We start from the raw sequence: 26,602 nt of genomic DNA, 5'->3' as shown, positions 1-26,602 counted from the left end.
TGAAAGTACATAGGCCCAGATAGCTCAGTTGGTAGAGCAGAGGACTGAAAATCCTCGTGTCGCTGGTTCGATTCCGGCTTTGGGCATATGGGATACTAGCTCAGGTGGTAGAGCACTTGACTTTTAATCAAGTTGTCCGGGGTTCGAGTCCCCGGTGTCTCATGACAAGCCTTGAAACAGAAATGTTTCAGGGCTTTTTATTTGCTATCATTATTCATCAAATTCCACAATCACATAATATCCCCGGTCATTGTGTTTAATCTCTTTTACAATGCCGTGATCAGATTTGATCCGGTCACGTCCCACGTAACAGCCGGACATGGCCACTGCAGGCTCAATGATATAACTATAGCTGCTGGTTCCTTCCCGTTCTATGATCTGAACTTCATCTCCGGCTTTTACCAGGCCGGGACGCTCCATCTTAAATTCGATTAATCTCATGATATAACATCTCCTTTTTTATTTCCAAAATTATATTATAGCGCTGTGAGAAAAAATTGTAAAGAGAGGATAAGGATGCTATACTAAAAGAGTTGATTTATAAAGAAAAATGTAAAAAAACAGGAAATGGGCCCAGTGGTTTATGCGAACGAAAGGCGGTTCATACTATGAATGATACACCAAATTTATTAAAAAGGTTAAAGGAATATGGAGAGTCAGATTTTTATCCCTTTCATATGCCGGGACATAAAAGGCAGTATCATGGATCCTTTGCCAATGATTTTCCAAATCCTTTTTCCATAGATATAACAGAGATTGATGGATTTGATAATCTGCACCATCCGGAAGGGATTTTAAAGGAATCTATGGAATGGGCTTCAAGGATTTATGGGAGCAGCAAGACTTATTATCTTATTAATGGCAGCAGCAGTGGGATCCTCAGTGCAATAAGCGGGACCGTATCAAGGGGTGGAACCATCCTTATGAGCAGGAACTGCCATAAGTCAGCGTTTCATGGAGTTTTCCTCAATCAGTTAAAGGCGGAATATATTTATCCACAAATAATACCTGAATTAGGTATTCAAGGTGGATTACTTCCGGAAAAGATTGAAGAAATGTTGACGAGTCATCGGTCGATCCAATCGGTGTTTCTCGTATCCCCAACCTATGATGGTATTGTATCTGATATTAAGGCCATTGCGGATGTAGTTCATAAGTTCCGCCTGCCTCTCATTGTGGATGAGGCTCATGGGGCACACTTTTCCTTTGGAAGAGAGGGAGGATTTCCGGTTTCTGCTTTAGAGCTTGGAGCAGATGTTGTGATACAAAGTCTTCATAAGACTCTTCCTTCTTTTACTCAGACGGCTGTTATGCACGTTAAGGAGGGATATGTGGATATGGGGAGATTGGATCGCTATGTGCATATATATCAGACCAGCAGCCCATCCTACGTGCTGATGGCAGGGATTGAGGGCTGTATACGGTATATGGCTGGGGAAGGGCTGGAGCAGATGAGACTTTTTTCCAGTAAAATAGGAGAGGTCCGAAAGGTCTTGTCTGGCATGAAACGCTTAAGGCTTCTTACGGATCAGGAGAAGGGGCTGAATGGAATCTATGACATGGACATTTCAAAGATCATTGTATCCACAAGAGGAACAGGAAAATCGGGAGCCTGGCTGGATGACAGACTGAGGAAGGATTATCATCTGGAAATGGAAATGTGTGGTTCAGACTATGTAACTGCCATAACGACTCTGGCTGATACGCAGGAAGGTCTTGAACGGCTGTGTAAGGCTCTGCTTCATATTGATTCTGAGCTTTCTGCAGAGGAAGGCTGCGCAGACGGGAAACGCTTATATCAGGAGATGGAGAGAATGCCGGAATGTCGGCTGAGCATTTCCCAGGCTATGGATGAACCCAGGCGCAGGATTGCAATTCCTGACGGAGAGGGTATGATATCAGCGGAATTTGTTTACGTGTATCCCCCGGGTATACCTATCGTTGTACCAGGAGAAGTTTTAAATAAGGAATCCATTGATTTGATTATGAAGTATAAAGAGCTTGGCCTTGCGGTGCAGGGGATGGAGGATGAGGAGTCCAGAGAGCTTTTTGTGGTTGATGAAGCGTTAATGAATGTAAGATAAACTAAGATAAAAGAGATAAATTAAATAAATGAAATAAAATAAAATTTAGAGATAAAAATAAAAGATAAAAATAAAAGATAGGATAAAAAATGGAGCAGATAATATGGGCAAAATATTCTATGTAATGGGAAAAAGTGCTTCAGGAAAAGATACAATTTATAAAAAACTTTTAAAGAGGCTTCCACAATTAAAGAAGGTTGTTTTATATACCACCAGACCGATTCGGGATGGCGAAAGGGATGGGGTGGAATATCATTTCACTACCAGAGATCATCTGGAGGAGTTCAGGAAAGATCACAGGCTTATTGAAGAGAGAACTTATGAAACTGTCTATGGTCCATGGAGTTACTTTACTGTTGATGATGGCCAGATTAATTTAACCGGGAAGAATGGATATTTGATGATAGGAACCCTGGAATCATATGAAAAGACAAGGGCCTATTTTGGAGAGGATAAGCTGTTTCCTATTTATATTGAGGTTGAGGATGGAGATCGGCTTTTGAGAGCGATTAAACGGGAAAGGGGACAGAAGACACCTAAATATAAGGAACTTTGCAGAAGGTTTCTGGCGGATGAAGAGGATTTTAAAGAAGAAAATCTCCTTAGATGCGGAATACATAAGCGATTCTGCAATCAGGAGCTGGAATCGTGCCTGGATGAGATCGTAAAAGCTGTGACCGCAGAGATATAAATAATTAAAATAAGCATGAAAGAGATATGGAACCCCATAGCGTCTTTCATGCTTATTTTAAAATTAAACGTTTATTTTGCTGCAAGCCGTTTGGCCTTTGCTTCCATACGTGTTCTTGTTACATCGATAAATACAGCGGCGATGATAACCAGGCCGATCACAATATATTGTACGGAACTGGAGGTATTTAAAAGTGTTAAACCATTTCGAATGGTAGAAATCATCAGGGCACCGATTAAAGTTCCCCAGATAGTTCCTTTTCCTCCCATAAAGGAGGCACCGCCAATAATGCAGGCCGCAATGGCATCCGTATCATATGGTGAGATGGCGGCAGAAGGATTGGCAACAGCGGAACGTCCGACGATAACGAGGGCGGCGATAGAGCACATAAATCCGGATAAACTATAAACAAAAATCAGTATATTATCGGAGTTGATTCCGGAAAGTCTTGCAGCTTCCGGATTACCGCCTACGCAGTAGATCATTCTTCCAAGTGCTGTTTTATTTAAAAAGAAATGATATACAATATAGATTAATATTAAAACAATAAAGCATAAAGGGATCCCGGAGAATCCGCCGGATACTTTAAATAAGTTGCTGGAACCTAAAAATGTGACGGCAGCCGGAAAGTCGGAGATTGTCTTTGTCGAGACCACGAACAGCGCCAGTCCGCATAGCACATTTTTCATACCCAGGGTTGAAACGAAAGGATGGGGAAGATGCATTTTTGTGAGCAGGATGCCATTTAAGAATCCGATAAAAACACCGGTTATGATACAGACCAGGATCAATACCAGAGAGTTTGTAATGCCGAAAGATGTTTTCAGCATACCCATCATACATGCGCACAGGATTGCATTTGCACCAACGGATAAGTCAATGCCTGCCGTAATCAGTACCACCAGCATAGCTGCGGAGATCAGCCCGTTAACAGCCGTTTGTCTTAGAATATTCATCATATTATTGAGTGTAAAGAATTTTTCTGTTGCCAGTGATAAGACAATGAACAAAAGAACCAAGGCCAGTAAAGGAGCCACCTTTCCTAATATATCTTTCATTTTTTTCGTTTTCATCGAATTTCGCCTCCCCAAGCCGCTTTCATGATTATTTCCTGATTCAGGACATCTGTTTTTCTCGAAAGTTCTCCCATGATTCTTCCTTCCCTCATGACGATTACCCGGTCACTCATTCCTATGATCTCCGGTAATTCGGAAGAAATCATAATAACACATTTACCCGCACGGACCAGACGGTTCATGATGTTATAAACCTCGACCTTAGCCCCAACGTCAATTCCTCTGGTCGGTTCGTCAAATATATAGATATCCGCGTTTGTATTGATCCATTTACCAATGACTACTTTTTGTTGATTGCCGCCTGATAGCTGTCCCACCACTTCATCGGCAGTGGGAGTTTTTATTTTTAAATCGCTGATATTTTCTTCTGCCAGCTGATCTATCTGTTTTTCATCAAAAAACAGGCCCTTCGTACAACGTCTCATGTTACTTAAGATCAGGTTTGTTCGGACTGATTGGGAAAGAACTAGTCCCTGCCCTTTGCGGTCTTCTGTCAAAAATGCCATCCCGCAGCGGATACCGGCTTTTGGAGATTTAATGACCACTTTTTCCCCGTTTATATAAATTTCTCCACTGTCATATGGATCAGCACCAAACACGGCCCGGAATGTTTCGGTTCTGCCGGCGCCCACTAAGCCGGCAAAACCAAGGATTTCTCCGTGGTTTGCATGAAAGCTTACATCCCTTAAAACACCTGCGGAGTTTAAATGCTCTACCCGGAGGGCTTCCGTACCTGGCTCCGCTTCAATTTTCGGGTATTGATTATCCAATGTCCTGCCTACCATTGCTGAGATCAGAGAATCGTTATCCAACTCATCCGTATTTTTTGTCAGGATGTGTTCTCCATCTCTCATGACTGTTACGCGGTCGCATAGCTCAAAGAGTTCCTCCAGCTTATGGGAGACGAATAGAATTGCTATACCTTTTTCCTTTAAGGAGCGGACTGTTTTCATTAACTGTTCCACTTCTTTTTCTCCAAGGCTGGATGTAGGTTCATCCATGATGATGAGTTTTGCATCGATCAGGACTGCCTTTGCGATTTCTACCATTTGCTGGATTCCCATACCATAGGAACCGCATTCTTTTTTTACTGCGATGTCCTGCCCCAGGGAAAGCATAACTTCATGGGCTATTTCATGCATTTTGGTATAATCCAGAAACGGGCTGCCTTTCTTATTTATTGCTTTGTTAATAAATATATTGTCTGTGACAGAAAGAAGTTTAACTATATTTAATTCCTGATATACACAGGCAATACCGGCAGTTGCAGCTTCATTTGGATTCTTAAATGAAACTTTGTTTCCTTCTATGTAAATAGATCCTTCTTCTGGAATGTGTACACCGGTCAGTACCTTGATCAGGGTGGATTTACCGGCGCCGTTCTCACCGATCAGACCATGGATTTCTCCAGGTCTGATTTGTAAGGACATGTTTCGCATTGCTACTACACCAGGGAAGCGTTTTGTAACACCTTTCAGCTCAACCAAATAATTACTCATAATGCCAACAAACCTTTCTGTACGTATTCAAATGGATTATTTCAGGTAGCCTTTCAGTGTATTTAAGTATTCTTCTGCATTGTCTGCTGTAATGACTTCACAGCCAGTATCTACGAATGTCTCAACGGTCTCTCCCTTTATAGCCTTAAGGGCTGTTTCAACCGCCTGATAGCCCATAGTATAAGCAGCTTGTGCGCAGGTGGCGGTGATGTTACCATCAATAATATTCTGAACACCGCTTTGGTTGCCGTCAAAGCCAACGATGATGACGTCCTTTAAACCAAGTTGTTTTACAGCATTGGATGCACCTGCAGCCGTATCGTCGTTATGGCAGCATACGATCTGAATATCTCCGTTCTGAGCGGTTATGATATTTTCCATTACATTTGCTGCTGTATCCGGATTGGACTGGGCATACTGTACGGAAACAACTTCCACGCCATTTTCTTCCAGAGCTTTGGTATATCCTGCCTGGCGGGCATCGCTGGTGGCATTGCCCTCAACGCCTCCGATGATAGCTGCTTTTGCACCTTTTCCGGCTTTTTTAGCTGCAAATGTACCGCCTAGGTAAGCTGCATTGTCGTTACCGGTTCCTACAAAGGAGACTTTTCCTGGTATTTGTGCATCAGTGTCTACGGTTATAACGGGAATTTTAACATCTCCGATTACACTTGCTACGGAGTCTGATTGAAGGGGAGCGATGACAAATGCATCTACGCCGCCGGAGAGCATGGTTTCGATCATATTGTTCTGTTCATCGTACGCGGTTTCAGAAGCCGGACCCTGAAGGTCAACCTTAACCCCTAAATCTTTTGAGGCCGCTTGAACACCTGCCGCAACATATCCCCAGTATTCGCTGGAAAGTGTTTTCAGAATGACGCCAACGGTGATATCCCCAGAAGAAGTGTTTTCTGTTGCGGTTGGCTTTGAAACAGTCTTTTGTTCTCCGCAGCCAGTCACGGAAGCCAGTATGGCGGTTACTAACAGCATGGATAAAATTTTTCTTTTCATTAATTTTAATCTCCCTTCCTACTCTCAATTGTTTTGATGGTTTCAATGAATGATATGTGTTTGTTATTTTAACAGTAAAAGGGGGATGAAACAATGGTATATTTTGTGCTAAATGGGGGTGCATTTTTCGATAAAGGCCTTTTTGTAATAAAAAAAGCCTTATTAATATTAAAAATAAGGCTTTTTTATGGTTAAAGCATACAATAAACTTTTAGAATTAATCCATAGCAATGGCTCCATTGTGAAAAGTGATATTCTTTCCTTCCATGGTGTAAGCTTCTGTAATCTGGTTTGTAATGATGATCACAGAGATTCCTGTCTTCAAAACCTCTTTTAACAGGTTGATGGTGATCTGGCGCATTTGAAAATCAACGGATGAAAATGGTTTTATACACACCAGGACCTGTGGCCGAACAAAAATCCAGCGGTAGTATAAAAGTTTTAGTTTGCATTCGTCACTGACCGTGTATGCTTTTTTCATCAGTTCCTCTTCGCTGAATATTCCTTCTAACAGGTTCTGGGTCATCTTTCTGTATTTTTTTCTAAGAAAGAACTTTTTTTTACTTTGCTGGATCATGAAGGTCATGTGGTCCAGAATGGTCATATCGGCAAACAGCATTTCTTCCATGGGCCTTGCTTCAATGAAGGCAATTCCATCCTTGATGGACTGGTGAACGGATTGAAAGGAATATTCTCTTCCATTTAATAAAATTTTACCTGCTTCAAATCCACATTCTCCTTGCAGAATTGGAAGGATGTTTCTGCATTCTGCAGAATCTAAGTCCAGTATGTTTAAAACTTCTCCTGCATTTAAAGATAGATTTAATACAGGAAGGTCGTGCAGCTTTACATTACGGAATTCCAGAACCGTTCTTTTATCAATCTGTTTTTGCGATAAGTCATTTTTTTTCAAGGTATTTTTTCTGGTCTTTTCAAAAAGTTCCATATAGGTCTGAAATTTGGAGAAATCTTCCCGGTTCATATGGCCAATGGTTCGGCCGCTTTTGATGATCGTTATTTCATCTGCATATTCGTATAATTTGGTGGAGCTGTTTACAATGTAGAGGAACGTCATTCCCCGGTCTTTTAACTTAGTCACCAGAAGAAAGAAATTTTTGAGCTGCTCTTCTGTCATGATCATTTCGATATCTGTGATAACGGCCAGATTGCACCCGGAGACATAAGCGCGCAGTAATTCGGCTTGTTTTTGCATGCCGGGGTCAAGCATGTGTGCTTTCGTAAGCAGGGGAATGGAAATATTCCAATCCTTAAGAAGTTTTGTGGCGTGTCTGCAGAGAGGATTTACCCGTTTCCAGAAAGGGACCCTGCCGCTTGCCACGAAAATGTTCTCTGCTACGCTCAGTTCAGAAAAGATTCCTTTGTTGCGGCCGATAAATGCAGTCTGCCTTAACATCTGCTCCTGAATTCGGGAAGAGACTATTTTTTCCCCTTTATAATAGGACCAGCCGTACCCAGGTTTTAAGTTTCCGTACAGAAGCTGCAGGAAATATTTCTTTTCAATGGTGTTGTTGACGATGACACAGCAGATTTCTCCTTCAAAGGCCCGAAAGAAGAGACCATTTAAGTAGGTCTGGCCATCCATGGAACAGTGTATGTTTTCATAACGGATCAATTCTTTTTTCATCATCCGATCCCTTCTGTCTGCTCAAACATATAAGGAAGTGTGAGACATACTTCGGTTCCGATTCTAGGGGTGCTTAAGATGTGAATTCCATATTCATCACCCATGAGAAGGCGGATTCTGGAATTCACGTTTATAAGTGCGATTCCTCCCTTTCCTCCTTCATTGGCGGAACTGTCGTTGGCATCCATTCGGGAAAGCTTATCATTGAGGCATACAAGCCTTGCTTCTTCAATACCAATCCCGTCATCAACCACGGAAAGATAAAGTACGGTGTCACTGTGTTCGATATCTATGACAATGGTTCCTCCTGAAACCTTAGGCTCCAATCCGTGTTTAATGGCATTTTCCACGATTGGCTGAAGAGTAAGCTTGGGGATCCGGGTTTTTAAAATTTCTTCATCATCCCGGGGTAATTTGATTTTTAATTCCAACTTATCATCAAAGCGGTATTTCTGAATTAAAAAATAATTTTCTACATTATTAAGCTCTTCCTGAAGGGTGCTGAGGCTCTCCATTTTTGAAGTTGTATAGCGGAAGAATACGGCAAGAGCCTCTGTGATCTTTCCAATTTCCGGGACTCCCGCCATAATCGCATCGGAACGTATGGATTCCAGTACATTATAGAGAAAATGAGGATTGATCTGATTTTGAAGGGCTAAGTATCTTGCTTGCTGTTTGGCATTTTCCATTATTTTATCCTTGTCCAGGATGGTGTGTACCTTTAAAAGCAAGGCATCTGTGTCCGGTGAGATTCCTTCCAGGTTTTTGAATATTTCAGTAAAAATAATCCCGTCGTTGAAAAGCTCTATTTTTTTTCTGATAGTACTTAAGGGTTCTAAGATCATGATCTTACCTATAACCAGCAGCAAGAGAAAAGAAAACAGCATACTCCATGCGAAAACCGTATAAAGTATGGATTCCGTTAATTCGGGCCGAAGCAGGATCAGAAAGAACAGGATCAGGGCAAGGCAGCTCCATGAAATCATGGCCCTTATCCAGATCAGAATCCGTTTTTTTAACCATTGTTTTTTCAAAGGATATCCTCCCCTTTTTAACGTTCCAGAAACATTTTGCGGTATTCATTGGGAGAGACGCCCAGCGCCTTTTTAAACTGTTTGGTAAAGAATTTGATATCACTATAACCAACCAGTTCCGCGACTTCGCTCACATTCCGTTCTTTTTCCACCAGAAGCTTTTTGGCAGTCTCTATTCTTACCATCTGTATATATTCGGTCAGTGTTTTTCCTGTTTCTTTTTTAAATAAGTATGAAAAATAGGTATAACTGAATCCAACGCTTTTTGCCAGCTCTTCCAGCTTAATTTGAACGCCTTTGTTTTTTTCTATATAATGCTTGGCATAAGCAACCGGTTTAATTTCCTTGCTTTTTAAATGGTTCAGAACTTCAAGCAAGGCTTTTGTAAGGGTTTCTTCCAGAAGTTCAAATGCTTGGTCAAGGCTGATGCAATGCTCATACATTTCGGAAAAGTATGCGGCTTTCCCGCTTTTGTCCAGAGATGTATCAAGAAGTTCAAACCAATCCAGATAATTGTGGGCCAGACGGAGCAGCTCCATTTTAATATCAAGCCCGGAGATATTTTTTGCTGTTTGCATGATCCGCTTCGCATCATTTAAACAGTTTCTAATTTCTTCCGGTTCAAAAGATTCCGGTCTGTCTTCTAAGAGCCTTGAAATCTCTGTGGTCAAGGAGCTCTTTTCTTCTGATCCGGCGGCAGGTATATTCAATTTCGAAACCGTATTGTTATCAGTAAGGAGCCGGTTGTACATGGCAATCCGGCTGTACTGTATTTGCCTGATCAGTTCTTCGTCTGTATCCACCTGCTCCGTGATGCTAGCTGTAAAATATATCTTCGGAAATAAATCCTGGAGTCCCATGACCCGGTCTCTGACATGGTTTAAGGATTTGATCAGTTCTTCCTTGTCAGAAGGTTCATGGAAAAGTAATAAAAATATTCCCTCTTCGGATGCCTCGATCGTTAAATCTCCTTCTTCAGAAGCAAATTCGACCTGCAGGATTTCTATGGCTTTGTCAATTAAAAGCTGATAGGCATCTTTTGTGAAATCCTTATACTCTATATCCGGCTTCACGACCAGACATCGTCCGCCCTGGCTGACAACCCGGGAAGGATTGATTTTCCGGACTTCTTTTAATACGGACTCAGGCGTTTCCTCCGGTTTTTGCTCCAATACCATTTTTAAAAATACCCGTTTAAATTCACCGGAATAGTTTCTTATGGTTTCTTCTAAGTGCATCTGGACTTCCTGGCTGCTTTTCTGCTCCATGGTTTCTTTGACCAGTTTTTTTAGCGTACGGGTCAGATCATCCTGATTAATTGGCTTCAGCAAATAATCCCGTACTCCGTACCGGATTCCCTGTTGTGCGTATTGAAAGTCCTTATAGCCGCTTATGATAATGCATTTAAGAGATGCATTCTGCTTCTTGGCCTCTTCAATCAGCTGGAGGCCATCCATACCCGGCATTCTGATATCCGTAAGAAGAACGTCAGGCTTTTTTTCCTGAATCAGCTGAAAAGCAGAAATCCCATCATAAGCAACACCCAAAAGCTTAACCCCTATTTCATCCCAGTCGATCAAATATTCTAAAAGCTTGCATATTTTTTTTTCGTCGTCTGCTATAATTATTCCTAAAATTGAAATCATCCCCTATTGTTTTAATTCCGATACAAATACCTTCTCTTCTCAGTATACTTCACCAAGTTTATAATCTCAACTTAAAAAGTTTCTGCGCCGCAAAATATTGACTGAAAATGTGCAGAATAATGAGAAATCATAAGGGATTTGCCAATACTTCTTTCTTGTGGTGATAAACGTTCTATGTTATAATGAGTTAAATTCGTTTTTCCGTTTTCACTGACAGGGAAGACGGGTTAGACAACAGTGACAGGGGGGTGCCTCTATGCCAGGATTTAAAGATATTATCGGCCATGAGAGAATCAAAGAACATTTGCAAAAAGCCATTGAATCAAATCATGTTTCCCATGCGTATATTTTGACAGGGGAAGCAGGGATGGGGCGGAAGTCCCTGGCCAATGCATTTGCAATGACCCTTCTCTGTGAAAAGGGAAAGAGTGAGCCATGTATGCAGTGCCATGCATGCAAACAGGTCATGAGCGGAAACCATCCAGATCTGATTTATCTAACCCATGAGAAGTCTGGAAGCATTGGCGTTGACGATATCAGGGATCAGATCCATGATACCATTATGATACGTCCTTATAGCAGTTACTATAAGATCTACCTTGTGGATGAAGCGGAAAAGATGACGGTTCAGGCCCAGAATGCGCTGCTAAAGACGATAGAAGAACCTCCCTCTTATGCGGTTATCATGCTGCTTACGACCAATCAGGAGGCATTTCTTCCCACCATTCTTTCCAGATGTGTGCAGTTAAAGCTTAAGCCTTTGCAGGATTCTGTGATAAAATCCTATTTAACAGGATCTTTGGGAATCCCAGAGAGCAAAGCGGAGATTTATGCAGCGTTTGCCAGGGGGAATCTTGGAAGGGCGATTCATCTGGCTTCCACTGAAGAGTTCCAGCTGATGTATAAGGAATTGATCCATATGCTGAAGCACATCAAGGATATGGATATTGTGGAGCTGCTTTTTTACATTAAGAAGATGAAGGATGAAAATCTGGATATCTATGAATGTCTGGATTTTATGCAGCTATGGTACCGGGATGTCTTAATGTATAAAGTAACTCAGGATATTAATCTTCTGGTTTTTAGGGAAGAATACAATACAATGAAAGAGATGAGCGCTGCCAGCGCTTATGATGGCATTGAGATGATTTTAAAGGCCATTGACAAAGCCAGAATTCGTTTGGATGCCAATGTGAATATGGAGCTGGCTATGGAGCTCATGCTGCTTGTTATGAAGGAGAACTAATTTATGATAAAGGTAATAGGCGTTCGGTTCCGCAACGCAGGAAAAATTTATTACTTTGACCCCATGAGCTTAGAGGTACGGACCGGGGATCATGTAATTGTGGAAACTGCCAGGGGAGTTGAATATGGTTACGTCGTCCTGGGATGCCGGGAAGTAGAAGACGAAAAAGTGGTTCAGCCCTTAAAGCCGGTGATCCGCATGGCAACTAAGGCTGACGATGAAGTGGAAAAAAGAAATCATGAAAAGGAAAAGGAAGCATTTAAGATCTGCAAAGAGAAGATCAGAAAGCACGGTCTTCAGATGAAGCTGATTGATGCGGAATATACCTTTGACAATAATAAGGTGCTGTTTTATTTTACTGCGGATGGAAGAATCGATTTCAGGGAGCTTGTTAAGGATCTGGCTTCTGTTTTCAAGACCAGGATCGAGCTTCGCCAGGTTGGAGTCCGGGATGAGACAAAGATCGTGGGAGGGATCGGCATCTGCGGAAGAACCTTATGCTGCCACTCCTACTTATCAGAATTCATACCTGTATCCATTAAGATGGCAAAAGAGCAGAATCTGTCTTTAAATCCCACCAAGATATCTGGTGTCTGCGGAAGGCTGATGTGCTGCTTAAAGAATGAAGAGGAAACTTATGAGGAGCTTAACAGCAAACTTCCTAATGTAGGTGATTTTGTGACAACAGATGACGGACTAAAGGGTGAGGTTCATTCCGTAAGCGTTTTAAGGCAGCTGGTAAAGGTGGTTGTTACCATTAAGGATGAGAAAGAAATCCGGGAATACCGGGTGGATCAGCTGAAGTTCAAGCCCAGACGCCGTCGGGAAAAGACTCAGGTAACGGATGAGGAGTTAAGGGCATTAGAGGCTCTTGAAAAGAAAGAAGGAAAGTCTAAGTTAGATGACAATTGATTTAAAAGATAATGAGCGTATAGATGATCTGCAGAGAAACGGATATCAGATCATACAGAACCGGGATGGGTTCTGCTTTGGTATGGATGCGGTCCTCCTTTCCGGATTTGCTCTGGTAAAGCCGGGGGAAAAGGCGGTGGATTTAGGGACAGGCACCGGGATCATACCCCTCCTTTTGGAGGCTAAAAATCAGGGCCTTCATTATACCGGGCTGGAGATTCAGGAAGCCATGGCGGAAATGGCCAGAAGAAGCGTGGCCTTAAATCATCTGGAAGAAAAAATATCCATCGTAACTGGAGATATAAAGGAAGCCAGCCGTTTATTTGGCGCGGCTTCCTTTGACGTAGTGACCTCGAATCCACCATATATGAATGATTCTCACGGCCTTAAGAATCCGGAGCTTCCAAAGGCCATAGCCCGTCACGAGGTGTTATGCACCCTTCATGATGTAACAAGAGAAGCGGCAAAGCTTCTGCGTCCGGGCGGAAGATTTTACATGGTACACCGGCCTCACCGGCTGGTCGAGATTATAACGGCTTTAAAAAGCTATGGTTTGGAGCCAAAACGGATGAAGATGGTTCATCCCTATGTGGACAGGGAAGCCAACATGGTTCTCATTGAAGCTGTAAGGGGAGGAAAATCCATGATTAAGGTGGAGGCCCCTGTTATTGTATATAAAGAGCCAGGTGTGTATACGGATGAGATCTATACCATTTACGGGTATTGATGACGAAAAAGAGGAAACGGCTGGGAGCAGGAAAATTGGAAGAGAATAAAGGAAAGTTATTTTTGTGTGCAACGCCCATAGGGAATCTTGATGATATTACCCTAAGGGTTTTAAATACGTTAAAGGAAGTGGATTTGATCGCAGCGGAAGATACCCGCCACAGCATCAAGCTATTAAACCATTTTGAGATAAAGACACCCATGACAAGCTACCATGAGTTTAATAAGGTGGAAAAAGCCAGGTACTTAGTGGAGCAGATGAATCAAGGCGTTAAAATTGCATTAATTACGGATGCAGGGACGCCGGGTATCTCGGATCCTGGAGAGGAACTGGTAAAGCAGTGCTATGAGGCAGGGGTTGAGGTGACTTCCCTTCCCGGACCGGCGGCCTGTATTACGGCTCTCACTCTTTCCGGGCTTGGTACCAGACGTTTTTCCTTTGAAGCGTTTTTGCCGACTGATAAAAAGGAAAAGCAGTGGATTTTGGAAGAGCTTAAGGAAGAGACCAGAACCATGATCATTTACGAAGCACCTCACCGGCTTGTCAGAACCTTAAAGGAGCTTTATGAGGCTTTAGGTGATCGGAGAATCACCATTTGCAGAGAGCTTACGAAACGATTTGAAACAGCATTTCGGACAACCTTTCTGGAAGCCCTAAAGGCCTATGAAGAGGAAGATCCAAAGGGTGAGTGTGTCATCGTCATAGAAGGAAAGAGCATCAAAGAGAAGATAGAGGAAAGATCTATGGCTTCCCGGGAGATGTCCATGGAGGAACACATGGAACTTTATGTTAACCAGGGGATAGACCGAAAAGAGGCTATGCGCATGGTGGCAAAGGACAGGGGAATCAGCAAGAGAGAGGTTTATCAGTACCTGTTGAAAAATGAATTGTAAAATTTCTCTTGACAATCCGCGTATCATTTTATAAAATTACTTTGATATTCAAAATATTTGATATATAAAACTATCCAACGCGGCATGGATCCCGCCTGTCCAGGAATCATGGACAGTTAAAAGGAGATGGGAGACATGGATGGGGGAATTTATGACAACAAGAATAATAGGAACAGGTTCAGCTGTCCCGGAGCAAGTGGTAACCAATGATGATCTGGCAAGGTTTGTGGAAACCAGTGATGAGTGGATAAGAACCAGGACCGGAATAAAGGAAAGGCGGATCGCATCAGCGGAGTCGGGAACCTCTGATCTGGCCATACAGGCTGCAAAAGAGGCTCTTATCAATGCCGGTGTATCGGCAGATGAACTGGATATCATTATTTTAGCCACTTCTTCTGCGGACTGCTGTTTCCCCAGCGGCGCCTGTGAGGTGCAGGCGGCAATCGGAGCTTACAGGGCCGCGGCCTTTGATTTAAGTGCGGCATGCTCCGGATTTGTTTATGCCTTAAATACGATACACGGTTTTTTTAAGGCCGGGATCTACCGGACCGGGCTTGTGATCGGGGCGGACACCTTAAGTAAGCTGATTGACTGGAATGACAGAGGCACCTGCGTTTTATTCGGTGATGGAGCCGGAGCGGCTGTGGTGCGGGCAGAAGAGAAGGGAATCCTTCACATGACCATGGGAGCGGATGGAACCAGGGGAGATGCCCTGGAATGCGGGGGAAGAACCACAGGAAACTTCCTAACTGGAAAGAAGCCGGAGCTTGGATATATGACCATGGACGGCCAGGAAGTATTCAAATTTGCAGTCAAAACCGTGCCGGAGGCCATTAAACAGGTATTGGAAGAAAGCGGAACCGACATAGAAGAAATTAAATATTTTATTCTGCATCAGGCAAATTACCGGATTTTTGAATCCATCGCAAAACGGTTGAAGATACCTATGGAAAAGTTTCCTACCAATCTGGAACGGTTTGGGAACACATCAGGAGCAACTATACCAATCCTTTTGGATGAGATGAACCGGGAAGGAAAGTTACAGCGGGGAGATAAACTCATACTTGCTGGCTTTGGAGCAGGATTAACCTGGGGAGCCACTCTTTTGGAGTGGTAATAATTTCAACTAATACTTTGAAACTCAAAGTAATAGAATAAAAATAATAAGAATGAAAATGAAAGAGGAGATTGAATGATGTTAGAGAAAATGCAGGAAATTATCGCAGAGCAGTTAAATGTGGAGGCAAGTAAAATTACCGCCGAATCCTCCTTCAAAGAGGACTTAGGAGCAGATTCTTTGGATTTATTTGAGCTTGTTATGGCTCTTGAAGATGAGTATTCTGTTGAAATCCCGTCTGAGGATTTAGAGAAACTGACTACAGTTCAACAGGTTATGGACTATTTAAAAGCGAAGGGCGTGGAAGCGTAATGAAAACCAGAATTACCGAACTTTTGGGAGTGGAACATCCGATCATCCAGGGCGGTATGGCCTGGGTGGCTGAGCATCATCTGGCGGCGGCTGTATCGGAAGCCGGAGGTTTAGGCCTCATCGGCGGGGCTAATGCTCCCGGCGAGGTGGTACGGGCGGAGATCCGCAAGGCAAAGGAACTGACAGGGAAAACCATCGGCGTCAATGTCATGCTGTTAAGCCCTCATGCAGAGGATGTGGCAAAGGTAGTGGTGGAGGAAGGCATTAAGGTGGTGACCACCGGAGCCGGAAACCCGGAAAAATATATGGATATGTGGAAGGCAGCAGGAATCAAGGTGATTCCGGTGGTGGCTTCCGTGGCGCTGGCAAAGAGAATGGAGAAGTACGGCGCAGATGCAGTGGTGGCAGAAGGATGTGAATCCGGCGGCCATATTGGCGAACAGACGACCATGACATTAGTTCCCCAGATCGTGGATGCAGTATCCATACCGGTGATTGCTGCCGGCGGCATCGGAGACGGGCGGGGAATCGCTGCAGCATTCATGCTGGGTGCAGAGGCTGTCCAGATCGGAACCAGATTTGTAGTTGCAAAGGAATCCATTGTCCATGACAACTACAAGCAGCGGATCATTAAGGCAAAGGATATTGATTCTGCAGTAACCGGACGCAGCCATGGCCATCCCGTAAGGTCTTTGAGAAATCAGATGACCAGGGAATATGCTAGACTGGAAGAGGAAGGCAAGTCCTTTGAAGAATTGGAATATATGACCCTTGGAACTCTAAGAAAAGCGGTTCAAGAGGGGGATATCACAAACGGCACAGTTATGGCCGGACAGATTGCTGGTATGATTTCCAAGGAACAGACCTGCAAAGAAATGATTGATGAGATGATGGAACAGGCAGATCGATTGCTTGGCCGTTAAAAAGGAGTTTATTATCATGAGCAAGATTGCATTTATTTTCCCAGGCCAGGGTGCGCAGTACTGTGGTATGGGCCAGGATTTTTATGAGCAGACAAGGATTGGAAAAGAAACATATGATATGGCTTCCAGCCTGCTTGGTTTTGACCTGCCAAAGCTTTGCTTTGAAAAGAATGACCGTTTGGATATTACGGAATATACTCAGGCAGCCATGGTAACCACCAGCATTGCCATGATGCGGGTTCTGGAAGCAGAAAAGGGCATCAGACCGCAGGTATCTGCCGGTTTAAGCCTGGGAGAATACTGTGCGCTTGCGGCAGCAGGCGTCATGAGCGATGCAGATGCCATCCGAACTGTCAGGCAGAGGGGAATCCTTATGCAGGAAGCGGTTCCTAATGGGATCGGAGCCATGGCGGCTATTCTGGCACTGGATGCCTTAACGATTGAAGAAGTATTAAGCGGTATGGAGGGAGTCCAGATCGCTAATTACAACTGCCCAGGGCAGATTGTAATATCAGGTAAAAAAGAGGCTGTGGAAGCAGCAAATGAAAAGCTTTTGGCAGCAGGTGCTAAACGGGCGCTGATGTTAAATGTAAGCGGACCTTTCCATTCCTCCATGCTCACCGGTGCGGGGGAAAAACTAGGGGAGGTGCTTAAGGGCGTGGAAATTAAAACCCCTCAGATCCCCTACGTGGCGAATGTGACAGCCCAGTATGTAACCGACCGTGAAATGGTAAAGCCTTTGCTTAAAGAGCAGGTGTATTCTTCTGTGCGGTGGCAGCAGAGTGTGGAAACCATGGTGGCAGACGGTGTGGATACCTTTATCGAAATCGGGCCGGGTAAGACATTGGCCGGATTTATTAAGAAGATTACGAAGGACGCAAGAGTCTTTAATATAGAGAAACTGGAAGATATGGATAAATTGATCAATTTTTCCTAAAGGTGAATCAAATTCCCTTTTAAGGATGCAGGAGGAAAGAACATGTTAGATGGTAAGATAGCAGTGGTGACCGGAGCCGCCAAAGGAATCGGAAGAGCAATTGCCGTAAAGCTGGCAGACCAGGGAGCAACCGTGATTATTAATTATAATGGTTCTGATTCCCAGGCCATGGAAGTAGTGAAGGAGATTGAAGAAAAGGGCGGTAAGGCAGAAGCCATTCAATGCAACGTAGCGGAATATGAAAGCGTGGGTGTATTTTTAGAAGGCGTGATAAAGAAATACGGAAAGCTGGATATTCTTGTAAACAATGCAGGGATCACACGGGATAATCTGCTGATGAAGATGTCTGAGGAAGACTTTGATGCGGTAATCAATACCAATTTAAAGGGAGTATTCAACTGCATGAAGCATGTAGCCCGCCAGATGATCAAACAAAAGACCGGAAGGATCATAAATATTTCCTCTGTTTCCGGCGTGTTAGGCAATGCCGGGCAGGCAAATTACTGTGCAGCCAAGGCTGGTGTTATCGGTATCACCAAGTCTTTTGCCAGGGAGGTTGCAAGCAGAGGAATTACAGTAAATGCAATAGCCCCTGGTTTTATCCATACGGCTATGACGGAGGTTCTGCCGGAAGCCATAAAGGCAGCATCCTTAGAACAGATCCCGATGAAACGTTTTGGAGCAGTAGAAGATATTGCCGGTGTGGCAGCATTTTTGGCATCAGAGGAAGCTGGGTACATCACTGGTCAGGTGATCAGTGTGGATGGCGGCATGGCTATGTAAGCGAGGAGAGATGGTATGAAGAGAAGAGTGGTAGTAACCGGTATGGGGGCCATTACCCCTATCGGAAAAGATGTGGAGAGCTTTTGGAGTGGATTAAAGGAAAATAAGGTGGGGATCGGACCGATCACCCAGTTTGATACAACAGATTATAAGGCAAAGCTGGCTGCCGAGGTAAAGGATTTTGAACCAAAGGATTATATGGATGTAAAGGCTGCGAAACGTATGGAGCGTTTTGCCCAGTTTGCCGTGGCGGCCTCAAAAGAAGCCTTGGAGACATCAGGCATTGACATGGAAAAAGAAGATCCTTACCGGGTGGGTGTAAGCGTTGGTTCTGGAATCGGAAGCTTACAGGCCCTTGAGAGAGAGAATAAAAAGCTTTTGGAAAAAGGACCTGGCAGAGTGAATCCTCTTCTGGTTCCTCTGATGATATCGAATATGGCAGCCGGAAATGTTGGAATCCAGTTCGGATTAAAAGGCAAGTGCATTAATGTGGTGACAGCCTGTGCCACTGGAACCCATTCCATTGGAGAAGCTTTCCGTTCTATCCAGTACGGAGAAGCTGATGTCATGGTGGCGGGAGGAGCAGAAGCAAGCATTACTCCAATCGGCGTGGCAGGATTCACGGCTCTTACTGCACTTACAACTGCCGATGATCCCCTTCGTGCCTCCATCCCATTTGATAAAGACAGAAGTGGTTTTGTCATGGGAGAAGGAGCAGGCGTGGTTATTTTAGAAGAGCTTGAGCATGCTCTCTCTAGGAATGCGGCTATTTACGGTGAAGTGGTTGGTTACGGTTCAACCTGTGATGCATACCACATCACTTCTCCTGCTGAGGATGGAAGCGGTGCGGCAAGAGCCATGACCGAGGCTATAAAGGATGCGGGAATTGCTCCTGAAAGTATTGATTATGTGAATGCCCATGGTACCAGCACTCATCACAATGATCTGTTTGAGACCTTGGCCATTAAGACTGCCTTAGGCGACCATGCAAAGGATGTAAAGATCAGCTCCACTAAGTCCATGGTGGGCCATCTATTAGGCGCTGCAGGAGGAATTGAGTTCATCGCCTGTGTAAAATCCATTGGGGATAGCTTTGTTCATGCAACGGTCGGCCTTATAGAAGAGGGAGAAGGCTGTGATCTGAATTATACCAAAGGGGAAGGTGTTGCCTGTGATGTGACATATGCCATCAGCAACTCCCTGGGATTCGGCGGACATAATGCCAGCATTCTTGTGAAGAAGTTTGAACAATAGGAGGCAGTCTATGGAGATTAATGATATTATCAGGCTGATGCAGGCTGTGAAGGAAAATGACTTAACCAGCTTTAGAATGGAAGAGGGAGACTTAAAGCTTTCCATTAAGAAAGAAAAAGAAAGAGAAATCGTGACGATATCCGGAAGTCCTGTTGTTCAGACAGAAATGGCAGCAGGTGTATTCTCCCAGCAGGCGATTCCGGCGTCCACTCCTTCCGGAATACCCGTGGAAGCGGCAGGGAATGATATCTGTTTGGAAAAGCTTGTGTCTTCTCCTTTGGTGGGAACCTTCTATAATGCTTCGTCTCCGGAAAGTGAACCATTTGTAAAGGTTGGAGATCAGGTAAAGAAGGGTCAGGTCTTAGGAATCATCGAAGCCATGAAGCTGATGAATGAGATTGAGTGTGAATTTGATGGCGTGGTGGAAGCCATTTTAATAGGCAACGAAGATGTGGTGGAGTACGGTCAGCCTCTGTTCCGTATCCGGTAAGTAGTTGTGAAATCTAAGAGAGGCCCAGAGGCTGGGCCTCTCTTTTAAAAGCAGGAGGGCGCATGATGTTAGGTATTAAGGAGATTCAAGAGATTATTCCCCACAGACACCCGTTTTTACTGGTGGACTGCATTGAGGAGTTCGAGCCTGGAGTGAGAGCGGTTGGATATAAATGTGTGTCATATAATGAACCTTTTTTTCAGGGGCATTTTCCGGCAGAGCCGGTAATGCCGGGAGTTCTGATTATAGAAGCCCTGGCACAGGTAGGTACAGTTGCAATGTTAAGCATGGAAGAAAATAAAGGGAAAATCGGTTATTTTGGTGGTATTGACAAAGCAAAATTCAAGCACAAGGTCATCCCGGGAGAAAGGCTTAAGCTGGAATGTGAGATCATTAAGCGCAAAGGCCCTGTGGGTGTGGGAAAGGCCACTGCAACCGTAGACGGAAAGTTGGCTGCCAGTGCGGAACTGACATTTATGATTGGGTAGGTGAGCCTCATGTTTGATAAGATTTTAATTGCCAACCGCGGTGAGATTGCGGTACGTATCATAAGGGCCTGCAGGGAAATGGGGATTAAAACGGTTGCCGTTTATTCTGAAGCGGATCGGGAGAGCCTTCACACCTTATTGGCCGATGAAGCAATCTGTATTGGTCCGGCCCCCTCGACCCAGAGCTATTTAAACATGGAGAGGATCCTCACAGCCACCGTAGCAATGAAAGCGGATGCCATTCATCCGGGCTTTGGTTTTCTATCGGAAAATGCAAGGTTTACGGAACTTTGTGAAAAGTGTAACATTACCTTTATCGGCCCTTCCGCAGCAGTGATAGGGAAGATGGGAAATAAATCTGAGGCCAGAAAGACCATGATGGAAGCAGGGGTCCCCGTAATCCCGGGTGGAAAAGAAGCGGTCCGCCGGGTGGAAGAGGCGAAAGCCATGGCGGAAAGGATCGGGTTTCCTGTTATGATCAAGGCTTCTTCAGGAGGCGGCGGAAAAGGTATGAGGATTTCCAGAAGCCTGGAGGATTTTGATGCTAATTTTAAGAATGCCCAGATGGAGTCCGTAAAGGGATTTTCCGATGATACCATGTATATTGAAAAATATATTGAAAAACCAAGGCATATTGAATTTCAGATTATGGCGGATAAGTTTGGAAATGTAGTGCATCTGGGAGAACGTGACTGCTCCATTCAAAGGCGCCATCAAAAGGTGCTTGAAGAATCTCCGTCAGCAGCTATCTCTGAGGAGTTAAGAAACCGCATGGGAGAGATTGCGGTCCGCGCGGCCAAGGCTGTAAGGTATGAAAATGCAGGAACCATTGAGTTCCTTTTGGATAAACATAAGAATTTTTATTTTATGGAAATGAACACCCGTATCCAGGTGGAGCATCCGGTAACGGAAATGGTAACCGGCCTGGATTTAATCAAGGAACAGATCCGTATCGCGGCAGGAGAGCCATTAAGTGTAAAGCAGGAGGCTGTAGCCATTACAGGCCATGCCATTGAATGCAGAGTCAATGCAGAAAATCCGGCGAAAAACTTTATGCCCTGTCCGGGCCTGATAAAAAATGTTCATGTACCCGGAGGCAACGGAGTTCGCATAGACACACACATTTACAATGAATATAAGGTCCCGGCCAATTATGATTCCATGTTAATGAAGATGATCGTCCACGGCAAAGACCGGGAGGAAGCCATCTTAAAGATGAGAAGTGCTCTTGGAGAACTGATCATCGAGGGGATTGAGACAAATGTGGATTTTCAGTTTGATATCCTGAGTCATGAAGCTTACCGGGATGGAGATGTGGATACGGATTTTATCCCAAAATATTTCCCGGATTATGTCCGGTAGGCAGGTAAAGGAGCAATCTTATGTTAAAAAGCATGTTTAAGAAAACCTATACATTAATAGACAGCAAATACAAGGCTCCTGAAAAAGCAGAGGAACCGGGAATACCGGAAGGGCTGTGGCGGAAGTGCAATAAATGCTGTCAGCCCATATATGTGGAGGATGTGAGAAGTAATCATTTCATCTGCCCAAAATGCAAAGGATATTTCCGCCTTCATGCTTACCAGAGGATTGAAATGGTAGCGGATGAGGGGACCTTTGAGGAATGGGATAAGGAGATGGAATTTAAAAATCCCCTTGATTTTCCGGGGTATGATAAAAAGGTTGCGGCAGCCAGGGAAAAAACCGGGCTTTCTGAGGCCATTGTCACCGGCTTCTGTGAAATGAACGGCCAGAAAGCTGTGATCGGGGTCTGCGATGCCCGTTTCATCATGAGCAGCATGGGCCAAGTGATGGGGGAGAAGATTGCAAGAGCCGTAGAGCGGGCAACGAAGGAGAAGCTTCCGGTGATCATATTTGCATGTTCCGGCGGAGCCAGGATGCAGGAGGGGATCGTATCACTCATGCAGATGGCAAAGACTTCGGCAGCCTTAAAGCGCCATCACAAGGCAGGTCAGCTTTTTATCAGTGTCCTTACAGATCCTACTACAGGCGGGGTGACGGCCAGCTTTGCCATGCTGGGAGACATCATTTTGGCAGAACCGTTCGCCCTGATCGGATTTGCAGGTCCACGGGTAATTGAACAGACCATTGGACAAAAGCTGCCGGAAGGATTCCAGAGAGCGGAATTTTTGCTTGAACATGGCTTCATTGACAAGATCGTACCAAGGGAAGAGATGAAGGAAACCTTGGCAAATATCTTAAGACTCCACAATCCCCAAAGCGGTCAGGGCCTTCCTGTGGATAACCGTACAAAAGCGGAATCTAATGGTGGAAAAAAGAAGGTTCTCCGGTTAAGAAAGAATAAAAGGAGCGCCTGGGATACCGTATTGTTATCCAGAAGCTCCGACCGGCCGGTGGCATCGGATTACATTCATGCGCTGTTTGATGATTTTATGGAGTTTGCCGGAGATCGTTATTATAAAGATGACGGGGCAATTATAGGTGGAATCGCTTCCTTCCATGGAATACCTGTTACGGTCATTGGGCAGGAAAAGGGGAAGAATACAAAGGATAACATTAAGCGCAATTTCGGAATGCCATCACCCGATGGATATCGGAAGGCTCTGCGTTTGATGAAACAAGCGGAAGCCTTTGGCCGTCCGGTCATCTGTTTTGTGGATACACCGGGAGCATTCTGCGGCCTGGAGGCCGAGGAACGGGGCCAGGGAGAGGCCATTGCCAGAAATTTATTTGAAATGGCAGATTTAACCGTGCCGGTTCTATCCATTGTAATAGGAGAGGGCGGCAGCGGCGGTGCTCTTGCCATGGCGGTAGGAAATGAAGTCTGGATGATGGAGAATTCCATTTATTCGATCCTCTCTCCCGAGGGCTTTGCTTCAATTTTATATAAAGACAGCAAAAAGGCAAATGACGCGGCCAGGGTTATGAAGATCACGGCCAGGGATCTAATGGAGTTAGGTCTCATAGAGCGGGTGATCTCAGAAGAAGAACCGGCATGTGCAGATAATCTTAGCCGAATTGCGGAAGAAATGGATAAGGCCATGGAAGAATTTCTTGCCATATCCCTTACCATGACAAAGGAAGAACTTGCAGATCAAAGATATGAAAGATTTAGGAGAATGTAATGGGAACATTAAAACCTTTGATAATAGGAGAACTGGTGGCAAAGCATCCGGTGATCCAGGGCGGTATGGGAGTAGGAATCAGCCTTTCTTCTTTAGCCGGAGCAGTGGCAAAGGCCGGAGGAATCGGAATCATTTCTACGGCTCAGATTGGGTTTCGGGAGCCGGATTTTAAGGAGAATCCATTGGAAGCAAATTTGCGGGCCATTGGACAGGAAATGAAAAAGGCAAGAGAAATCGCGCCGGAAGGCATCATAGGATTTAACATTATGGTTGCCACGAAAAGTTATGCCAGCTATGTGAAAAAGGCGGTAAAGGCAGGAGCGGATCTTATCATTTCCGGAGCCGGGCTTCCTGTAAGCCTGCCGGAATATGTGGCAGAGGCAGCGGAAGAGGCCGGAGTCGCATTAAAAACCAAGATCGCGCCCATTGTATCAACGGTAAAGTCAGCAATGGTTATTTGCAAGATGTGGGACCGTAAATACCATCAGGCGCCTGACCTGGTAGTAGTGGAAGGGCCTCTTGCAGGAGGACACTTAGGATTTTCCAGAGAGGATCTGGTAAACCTTGGGGTAGATACAGATGATGTGGACAGCACCTATAAGCAGGCGGAATATGAAGAAGAAGTAAAAGGAATTATCCGGCTTGTTAAGGAATATGGAGATAAGTACAATAAGGTGATCCCGGTGGTGACCGCGGGAGGCATTTACTCCCATGAGGATGTCATGCACCAGCTCTCCCTTGGAGCAGACGGCGTCCAGGTGGCGACCCGGTTTGTGACCACTGATGAATGTGATGCACCGGAAGCGTTTAAGCAGGCTTATCTTCATGCCAAGAAAGAAGATATTGTCATTACCAAGAGTCCGGTGGGAATGCCGGGAAGGGCTATTAAGAATCCTTTCTTAAAGACAGTGGGAGATACTCCCTTCCGTTTGGAGCATTGCTATCAATGTTTGGATAAATGCGACAGGAAGACCATTCCTTATTGTATTACGAAGGCTTTGGTGAATTCCGCAGAAGGACGGACCGAGGATGGGCTTGTCTTTTGCGGCAGTAAGGCTCATCTTGCAGCACGGATGGAAACTGTGGAAGAGGTTATGAAGGATCTGGTTGGTGAAAATTGATTTAAAAGGGGCTGCAAAGCTTACGGTTTGAAGAAACCGGGGGCCGCAGCCCTTTTTTCCGGAGCTTAAGCAGATAAGACTAATTTACAGGAAAAAATCTCCAATTTTAAGTGGTTGCGTGAAAATAGAGGTAGTGCTATAATGGGAAAGATAAAAAATTTTAAGAAGACTAAGAGAGAAATGGAGAGCTGTATGGAAAGCAAGAAAATCATTCAGGTGGAAGAGAAAGTGCCATTTAAGTTGCTGGTGCCTTTGAGTATCCAGCATATGTTCGCAATGTTCGGGGCATCAGTCCTGGTTCCTTTTATATTTGGAATCAACCCGGCAGTTGTACTATTTATGAATGGAATGGGAACACTATTTTTTATTTTCATAACAAAGGGAAAAGCACCGGCATACCTTGGCTCCAGTTTTGCATTCCTGGCACCGGCAGGAATTGTTATCAGCAAATGGGGCTATAATTATGCCCTGGGCGGGTTTGTTGCCGTTGGGCTTTGCGGTTGTGTACTGGCACTGATTATTTATAAATTCGGTTCAGACTGGATTGATATTGTTCTTCCTCCGGCGGCTATGGGACCGGTTGTGGCACTCATTGGACTTGAACTTGCTGGAACAGCGGCATCCAATGCAGGCTTAAAGGATGAATTGATTGATATGAGAAATGTCATTGTTTTTCTAGTAACTCTACTGACAGCAGTACTTGGTTCTGTGGTATTCAGAAAGTTCTTATCTGTTATCCCGATTCTGATTGCGATTATTGTAGGATATGTGACAGCACTTTTATGTGGTGTTGTAGATTTTAGTGAGGTCAGCTCCGCAGCATGGTTGTCCTTGCCTAATTTTGCAGCGCCAAAGTTTAAATGGGAAGCAATTGTCATTATTCTTCCAGTGCTTCTGGTCGTTACCTCAGAACATATCGGCCATCAGATTGTAACAGGTAAAATAGTAGGCAGAGATTTGATAAAAGATCCGGGACTTCACCGCTCTTTGCTGGGAGATTATATATCAACCGCAGTTTCCGGTCTTGTTGGTTCTGTACCCACTACCACATATGGGGAAAATATCGGTGTTATGGCAATGACAAAGGTATACAGCGTCTATGTAATCGGCGGAGCGGCGATTCTCTCAGTTGCCTGCTCTTTTATCGGAAAGATGACGACTTTAATCAATACAATTCCTGGGCCGGTAATCGGCGGAATTTCCTTCTTACTGTATGGAATGATCGGAGCCTCAGGTATTCGTATTCTGGTTGATGCACAGGTGGATTATGGAAAATCCAGAAATATGGCTATGACTTCCGTTATCTTTGTAACAGGACTTTCCGGAGTTGCAGTAAAGTTTGGCAGCATTCAGTTATCAGGTATGGTTCTTGCATGTGTAGTAGGTATGCTAATGGGTCTGATGTTCTTTGTGCTGGACAAGCTGAATCTGACGAATGACAGGGATCAAGCGTAATTGAAATAAGAAAAGATCTGAAATGTGATTTAGAATCTACAAATACCGCAAAACAATGAAATATCAGTTGTTTTGCGGTATTTTTGCGTATTGTTGGTAAGATGTACCTTTATTTTACTATGAATTAATAGCAGGGAAAACACATAAGGCT

Annotated in this window: 25 protein-coding genes and 2 tRNA genes; 20 read left to right on the top strand and 7 right to left on the bottom strand. The window is 44.3% G+C overall.

Features of this window, described 5'->3' with window-relative positions; all coding sequences use genetic code 11:
- Positions 1-13: 13 nt before the first annotated feature.
- Together ACHZES_RS14315 and ACHZES_RS14310 are read left to right on the top strand one after the other, a co-directional pair.
- Positions 14-86 (top strand) — tRNA-Phe (locus ACHZES_RS14315).
- Positions 87-89: 3 nt separating this feature from the next.
- Positions 90-162, top strand: a tRNA-Lys gene (locus tag ACHZES_RS14310).
- A 48-nt stretch (positions 163-210) separates the two neighbouring features.
- Here ACHZES_RS14310 and ACHZES_RS14305 read toward each other — a convergent pair.
- Positions 211-441 carry a hypothetical protein gene (locus ACHZES_RS14305; protein ID WP_038282177.1) on the bottom strand — a complete coding sequence of 77 codons (231 nt, stop codon included), beginning with the start codon at positions 439-441 and terminating at the stop codon, positions 211-213.
- Positions 442-608: 167 nt separating this feature from the next.
- Here ACHZES_RS14305 and ACHZES_RS14300 point away from each other — a divergent pair, with 167 nt between their 5' ends.
- Both ACHZES_RS14300 and ACHZES_RS14295 read left to right on the top strand, forming a co-directional pair.
- Entirely contained in the window at positions 609-2,084 is a 1,476-nt protein-coding gene (locus tag ACHZES_RS14300; protein ID WP_395549269.1) for an aminotransferase class I/II-fold pyridoxal phosphate-dependent enzyme, read from the top strand.
- Between the two features lie 103 nt (positions 2,085-2,187).
- Positions 2,188-2,775, top strand: a complete 588-nt coding sequence (locus ACHZES_RS14295; protein WP_038282181.1) for a guanylate kinase — start codon at positions 2,188-2,190, stop codon at positions 2,773-2,775.
- A 71-nt stretch (positions 2,776-2,846) separates the two neighbouring features.
- Here the strand turns inward: ACHZES_RS14295 and ACHZES_RS14290 are convergent, their stop codons facing one another.
- The 6 genes from ACHZES_RS14290 to ACHZES_RS14265 all read right to left on the bottom strand — a co-directional run bounded on the left by ACHZES_RS14290 (position 2,847) and on the right by ACHZES_RS14265 (position 10,686).
- A complete protein-coding gene (locus ACHZES_RS14290) occupies positions 2,847-3,848 on the bottom strand; it encodes an ABC transporter permease (RefSeq protein WP_089991326.1) in 1,002 nt (333 codons plus the stop codon).
- Positions 3,845-5,350, bottom strand: a complete 1,506-nt coding sequence (locus tag ACHZES_RS14285) for a sugar ABC transporter ATP-binding protein (RefSeq protein ID WP_154526890.1) — start codon at positions 5,348-5,350, stop codon at positions 3,845-3,847. Before ACHZES_RS14285 ends, ACHZES_RS14290 begins: the two co-directional genes overlap by 4 nt.
- 36 nt (positions 5,351-5,386) lie before the next feature.
- A complete protein-coding gene (locus ACHZES_RS14280) occupies positions 5,387-6,361 on the bottom strand; it encodes a sugar ABC transporter substrate-binding protein (protein ID WP_038282187.1) in 975 nt (324 codons plus the stop codon).
- Positions 6,362-6,578: 217 nt separating this feature from the next.
- Positions 6,579-8,009, bottom strand: a complete 1,431-nt coding sequence (locus tag ACHZES_RS14275; RefSeq protein WP_395549272.1) for a hypothetical protein — start codon at positions 8,007-8,009, stop codon at positions 6,579-6,581.
- On the bottom strand, positions 8,006-9,040 hold the full coding sequence (locus ACHZES_RS14270; RefSeq protein ID WP_395549274.1) for a sensor histidine kinase: 1,035 nt from the start codon (positions 9,038-9,040) through the stop codon (positions 8,006-8,008). Before ACHZES_RS14270 ends, ACHZES_RS14275 begins: the two co-directional genes overlap by 4 nt.
- Before the next feature lie 17 nt (positions 9,041-9,057).
- Complete coding sequence (locus ACHZES_RS14265; RefSeq protein WP_395549276.1) at positions 9,058-10,686, bottom strand: response regulator; 1,629 nt, start codon at positions 10,684-10,686, stop codon at positions 9,058-9,060.
- Between the two features lie 256 nt (positions 10,687-10,942).
- Between ACHZES_RS14265 and holB the strand changes: the two genes are divergently transcribed.
- The 16 genes from holB (at position 10,943) to uraA (ending at position 26,451) form a co-directional block, all read left to right on the top strand.
- Positions 10,943-11,932 carry a DNA polymerase III subunit delta' gene (gene holB, locus ACHZES_RS14260; protein WP_038282194.1) on the top strand — a complete coding sequence of 330 codons (990 nt, stop codon included), beginning with the start codon at positions 10,943-10,945 and terminating at the stop codon, positions 11,930-11,932.
- A gap of 3 nt (positions 11,933-11,935) precedes the next feature.
- Positions 11,936-12,844 (top strand): stage 0 sporulation family protein, encoded by a 909-nt coding sequence (locus ACHZES_RS14255; RefSeq protein WP_038282196.1) that lies wholly within the window; start codon positions 11,936-11,938, stop codon positions 12,842-12,844.
- Positions 12,834-13,571: a tRNA1(Val) (adenine(37)-N6)-methyltransferase gene (locus ACHZES_RS14250; protein WP_038282198.1), complete on the top strand. Its 738-nt coding sequence runs from the start codon at positions 12,834-12,836 to the stop codon at positions 13,569-13,571. The genes ACHZES_RS14255 and ACHZES_RS14250 overlap by 11 nt, the downstream gene beginning before the upstream one ends.
- Entirely contained in the window at positions 13,571-14,464 is an 894-nt protein-coding gene (gene rsmI, locus ACHZES_RS14245) for a 16S rRNA (cytidine(1402)-2'-O)-methyltransferase (protein ID WP_395549277.1), read from the top strand. The genes ACHZES_RS14250 and rsmI overlap by 1 nt, the downstream gene beginning before the upstream one ends.
- A 151-nt stretch (positions 14,465-14,615) precedes the next feature.
- Positions 14,616-15,581, top strand: coding sequence for a beta-ketoacyl-ACP synthase III (locus tag ACHZES_RS14240; RefSeq protein WP_395549279.1), 966 nt, complete (start codon positions 14,616-14,618; stop codon positions 15,579-15,581).
- Between the two features lie 78 nt (positions 15,582-15,659).
- Positions 15,660-15,893, top strand: coding sequence for an acyl carrier protein (gene acpP / locus ACHZES_RS14235; protein ID WP_025230682.1), 234 nt, complete (start codon positions 15,660-15,662; stop codon positions 15,891-15,893).
- On the top strand, positions 15,893-16,816 hold the full coding sequence (gene fabK / locus ACHZES_RS14230; protein ID WP_395549280.1) for an enoyl-[acyl-carrier-protein] reductase FabK: 924 nt from the start codon (positions 15,893-15,895) through the stop codon (positions 16,814-16,816). Before acpP ends, fabK begins: the two co-directional genes overlap by 1 nt.
- A 16-nt stretch (positions 16,817-16,832) precedes the next feature.
- Positions 16,833-17,753 carry an ACP S-malonyltransferase gene (fabD, locus tag ACHZES_RS14225; protein ID WP_038282204.1) on the top strand — a complete coding sequence of 307 codons (921 nt, stop codon included), beginning with the start codon at positions 16,833-16,835 and terminating at the stop codon, positions 17,751-17,753.
- Positions 17,754-17,795: 42 nt separating this feature from the next.
- Entirely contained in the window at positions 17,796-18,536 is a 741-nt protein-coding gene (gene fabG, locus ACHZES_RS14220; RefSeq protein WP_395549281.1) for a 3-oxoacyl-[acyl-carrier-protein] reductase, read from the top strand.
- Positions 18,537-18,551: 15 nt separating this feature from the next.
- On the top strand, positions 18,552-19,790 hold the full coding sequence (fabF, locus tag ACHZES_RS14215; RefSeq protein ID WP_395549282.1) for a beta-ketoacyl-ACP synthase II: 1,239 nt from the start codon (positions 18,552-18,554) through the stop codon (positions 19,788-19,790).
- A gap of 10 nt (positions 19,791-19,800) precedes the next feature.
- A complete protein-coding gene (accB, locus tag ACHZES_RS14210; RefSeq protein ID WP_395549283.1) occupies positions 19,801-20,280 on the top strand; it encodes an acetyl-CoA carboxylase biotin carboxyl carrier protein in 480 nt (159 codons plus the stop codon).
- Positions 20,281-20,342: 62 nt separating this feature from the next.
- A complete protein-coding gene (gene fabZ / locus ACHZES_RS14205; RefSeq protein WP_174715190.1) occupies positions 20,343-20,768 on the top strand; it encodes a 3-hydroxyacyl-ACP dehydratase FabZ in 426 nt (141 codons plus the stop codon).
- Between the two features lie 9 nt (positions 20,769-20,777).
- Positions 20,778-22,130 carry an acetyl-CoA carboxylase biotin carboxylase subunit gene (locus ACHZES_RS14200; protein ID WP_395549284.1) on the top strand — a complete coding sequence of 451 codons (1,353 nt, stop codon included), beginning with the start codon at positions 20,778-20,780 and terminating at the stop codon, positions 22,128-22,130.
- A 20-nt stretch (positions 22,131-22,150) separates the two neighbouring features.
- Positions 22,151-23,875, top strand: a complete 1,725-nt coding sequence (locus ACHZES_RS14195) for an acetyl-CoA carboxylase carboxyltransferase subunit alpha (protein WP_395549285.1) — start codon at positions 22,151-22,153, stop codon at positions 23,873-23,875.
- Positions 23,875-24,996, top strand: a complete 1,122-nt coding sequence (locus tag ACHZES_RS14190) for a nitronate monooxygenase family protein (RefSeq protein ID WP_038282224.1) — start codon at positions 23,875-23,877, stop codon at positions 24,994-24,996. Before ACHZES_RS14195 ends, ACHZES_RS14190 begins: the two co-directional genes overlap by 1 nt.
- 192 nt (positions 24,997-25,188) lie before the next feature.
- Entirely contained in the window at positions 25,189-26,451 is a 1,263-nt protein-coding gene (gene uraA / locus ACHZES_RS14185) for a uracil permease (protein ID WP_038282256.1), read from the top strand.
- The last annotated feature ends 151 nt before the right edge of the window (positions 26,452-26,602 follow it).

The organism is Lacrimispora sanguinis (assembly GCF_044987295.1).
GTDB classification, from domain to species: Bacteria; Bacillota; Clostridia; order Lachnospirales; family Lachnospiraceae; genus Lacrimispora; species Lacrimispora celerecrescens_B.
The sequence above is the reverse complement of the archived record's forward strand: the minus strand, read 5'-3'. Positions and strand labels throughout refer to the sequence as shown.

Excerpts from the sequence above, each read along its gene's own strand:
- ACHZES_RS14305 (WP_038282177.1), bottom strand. The coding sequence starts at position 441 with ATGAGATTAATCGAATTTAAGATGGAGCGTCCCGGCCTGGTAAAAGCC.
- ACHZES_RS14300 (WP_395549269.1), top strand. The coding sequence starts at position 609 with ATGAATGATACACCAAATTTATTAAAAAGGTTAAAGGAATATGGAGAG.
- ACHZES_RS14295 (WP_038282181.1), top strand. The coding sequence starts at position 2,188 with ATGGGCAAAATATTCTATGTAATGGGAAAAAGTGCTTCAGGAAAAGAT.
- ACHZES_RS14290 (WP_089991326.1), bottom strand. The coding sequence starts at position 3,848 with ATGAAAACGAAAAAAATGAAAGATATATTAGGAAAGGTGGCTCCTTTA.
- ACHZES_RS14285 (WP_154526890.1), bottom strand. The coding sequence starts at position 5,350 with ATGAGTAATTATTTGGTTGAGCTGAAAGGTGTTACAAAACGCTTCCCT.
- ACHZES_RS14280 (WP_038282187.1), bottom strand. The coding sequence starts at position 6,361 with ATGAAAAGAAAAATTTTATCCATGCTGTTAGTAACCGCCATACTGGCT.
- ACHZES_RS14275 (WP_395549272.1), bottom strand. The coding sequence starts at position 8,009 with ATGATGAAAAAAGAATTGATCCGTTATGAAAACATACACTGTTCCATG.
- ACHZES_RS14265 (WP_395549276.1), bottom strand. The coding sequence starts at position 10,686 with ATGATTTCAATTTTAGGAATAATTATAGCAGACGACGAAAAAAAAATA.
- holB (WP_038282194.1), top strand. The coding sequence starts at position 10,943 with ATGCCAGGATTTAAAGATATTATCGGCCATGAGAGAATCAAAGAACAT.
- ACHZES_RS14255 (WP_038282196.1), top strand. The coding sequence starts at position 11,936 with ATGATAAAGGTAATAGGCGTTCGGTTCCGCAACGCAGGAAAAATTTAT.
- ACHZES_RS14250 (WP_038282198.1), top strand. The coding sequence starts at position 12,834 with ATGACAATTGATTTAAAAGATAATGAGCGTATAGATGATCTGCAGAGA.
- rsmI (WP_395549277.1), top strand. The coding sequence starts at position 13,571 with ATGACGAAAAAGAGGAAACGGCTGGGAGCAGGAAAATTGGAAGAGAAT.
- ACHZES_RS14240 (WP_395549279.1), top strand. The coding sequence starts at position 14,616 with ATGACAACAAGAATAATAGGAACAGGTTCAGCTGTCCCGGAGCAAGTG.
- acpP (WP_025230682.1), top strand. The coding sequence starts at position 15,660 with ATGTTAGAGAAAATGCAGGAAATTATCGCAGAGCAGTTAAATGTGGAG.
- fabK (WP_395549280.1), top strand. The coding sequence starts at position 15,893 with ATGAAAACCAGAATTACCGAACTTTTGGGAGTGGAACATCCGATCATC.
- fabD (WP_038282204.1), top strand. The coding sequence starts at position 16,833 with ATGAGCAAGATTGCATTTATTTTCCCAGGCCAGGGTGCGCAGTACTGT.
- fabG (WP_395549281.1), top strand. The coding sequence starts at position 17,796 with ATGTTAGATGGTAAGATAGCAGTGGTGACCGGAGCCGCCAAAGGAATC.
- fabF (WP_395549282.1), top strand. The coding sequence starts at position 18,552 with ATGAAGAGAAGAGTGGTAGTAACCGGTATGGGGGCCATTACCCCTATC.
- accB (WP_395549283.1), top strand. The coding sequence starts at position 19,801 with ATGGAGATTAATGATATTATCAGGCTGATGCAGGCTGTGAAGGAAAAT.
- fabZ (WP_174715190.1), top strand. The coding sequence starts at position 20,343 with ATGATGTTAGGTATTAAGGAGATTCAAGAGATTATTCCCCACAGACAC.
- ACHZES_RS14200 (WP_395549284.1), top strand. The coding sequence starts at position 20,778 with ATGTTTGATAAGATTTTAATTGCCAACCGCGGTGAGATTGCGGTACGT.
- ACHZES_RS14195 (WP_395549285.1), top strand. The coding sequence starts at position 22,151 with ATGTTAAAAAGCATGTTTAAGAAAACCTATACATTAATAGACAGCAAA.
- ACHZES_RS14190 (WP_038282224.1), top strand. The coding sequence starts at position 23,875 with ATGGGAACATTAAAACCTTTGATAATAGGAGAACTGGTGGCAAAGCAT.
- uraA (WP_038282256.1), top strand. The coding sequence starts at position 25,189 with ATGGAAAGCAAGAAAATCATTCAGGTGGAAGAGAAAGTGCCATTTAAG.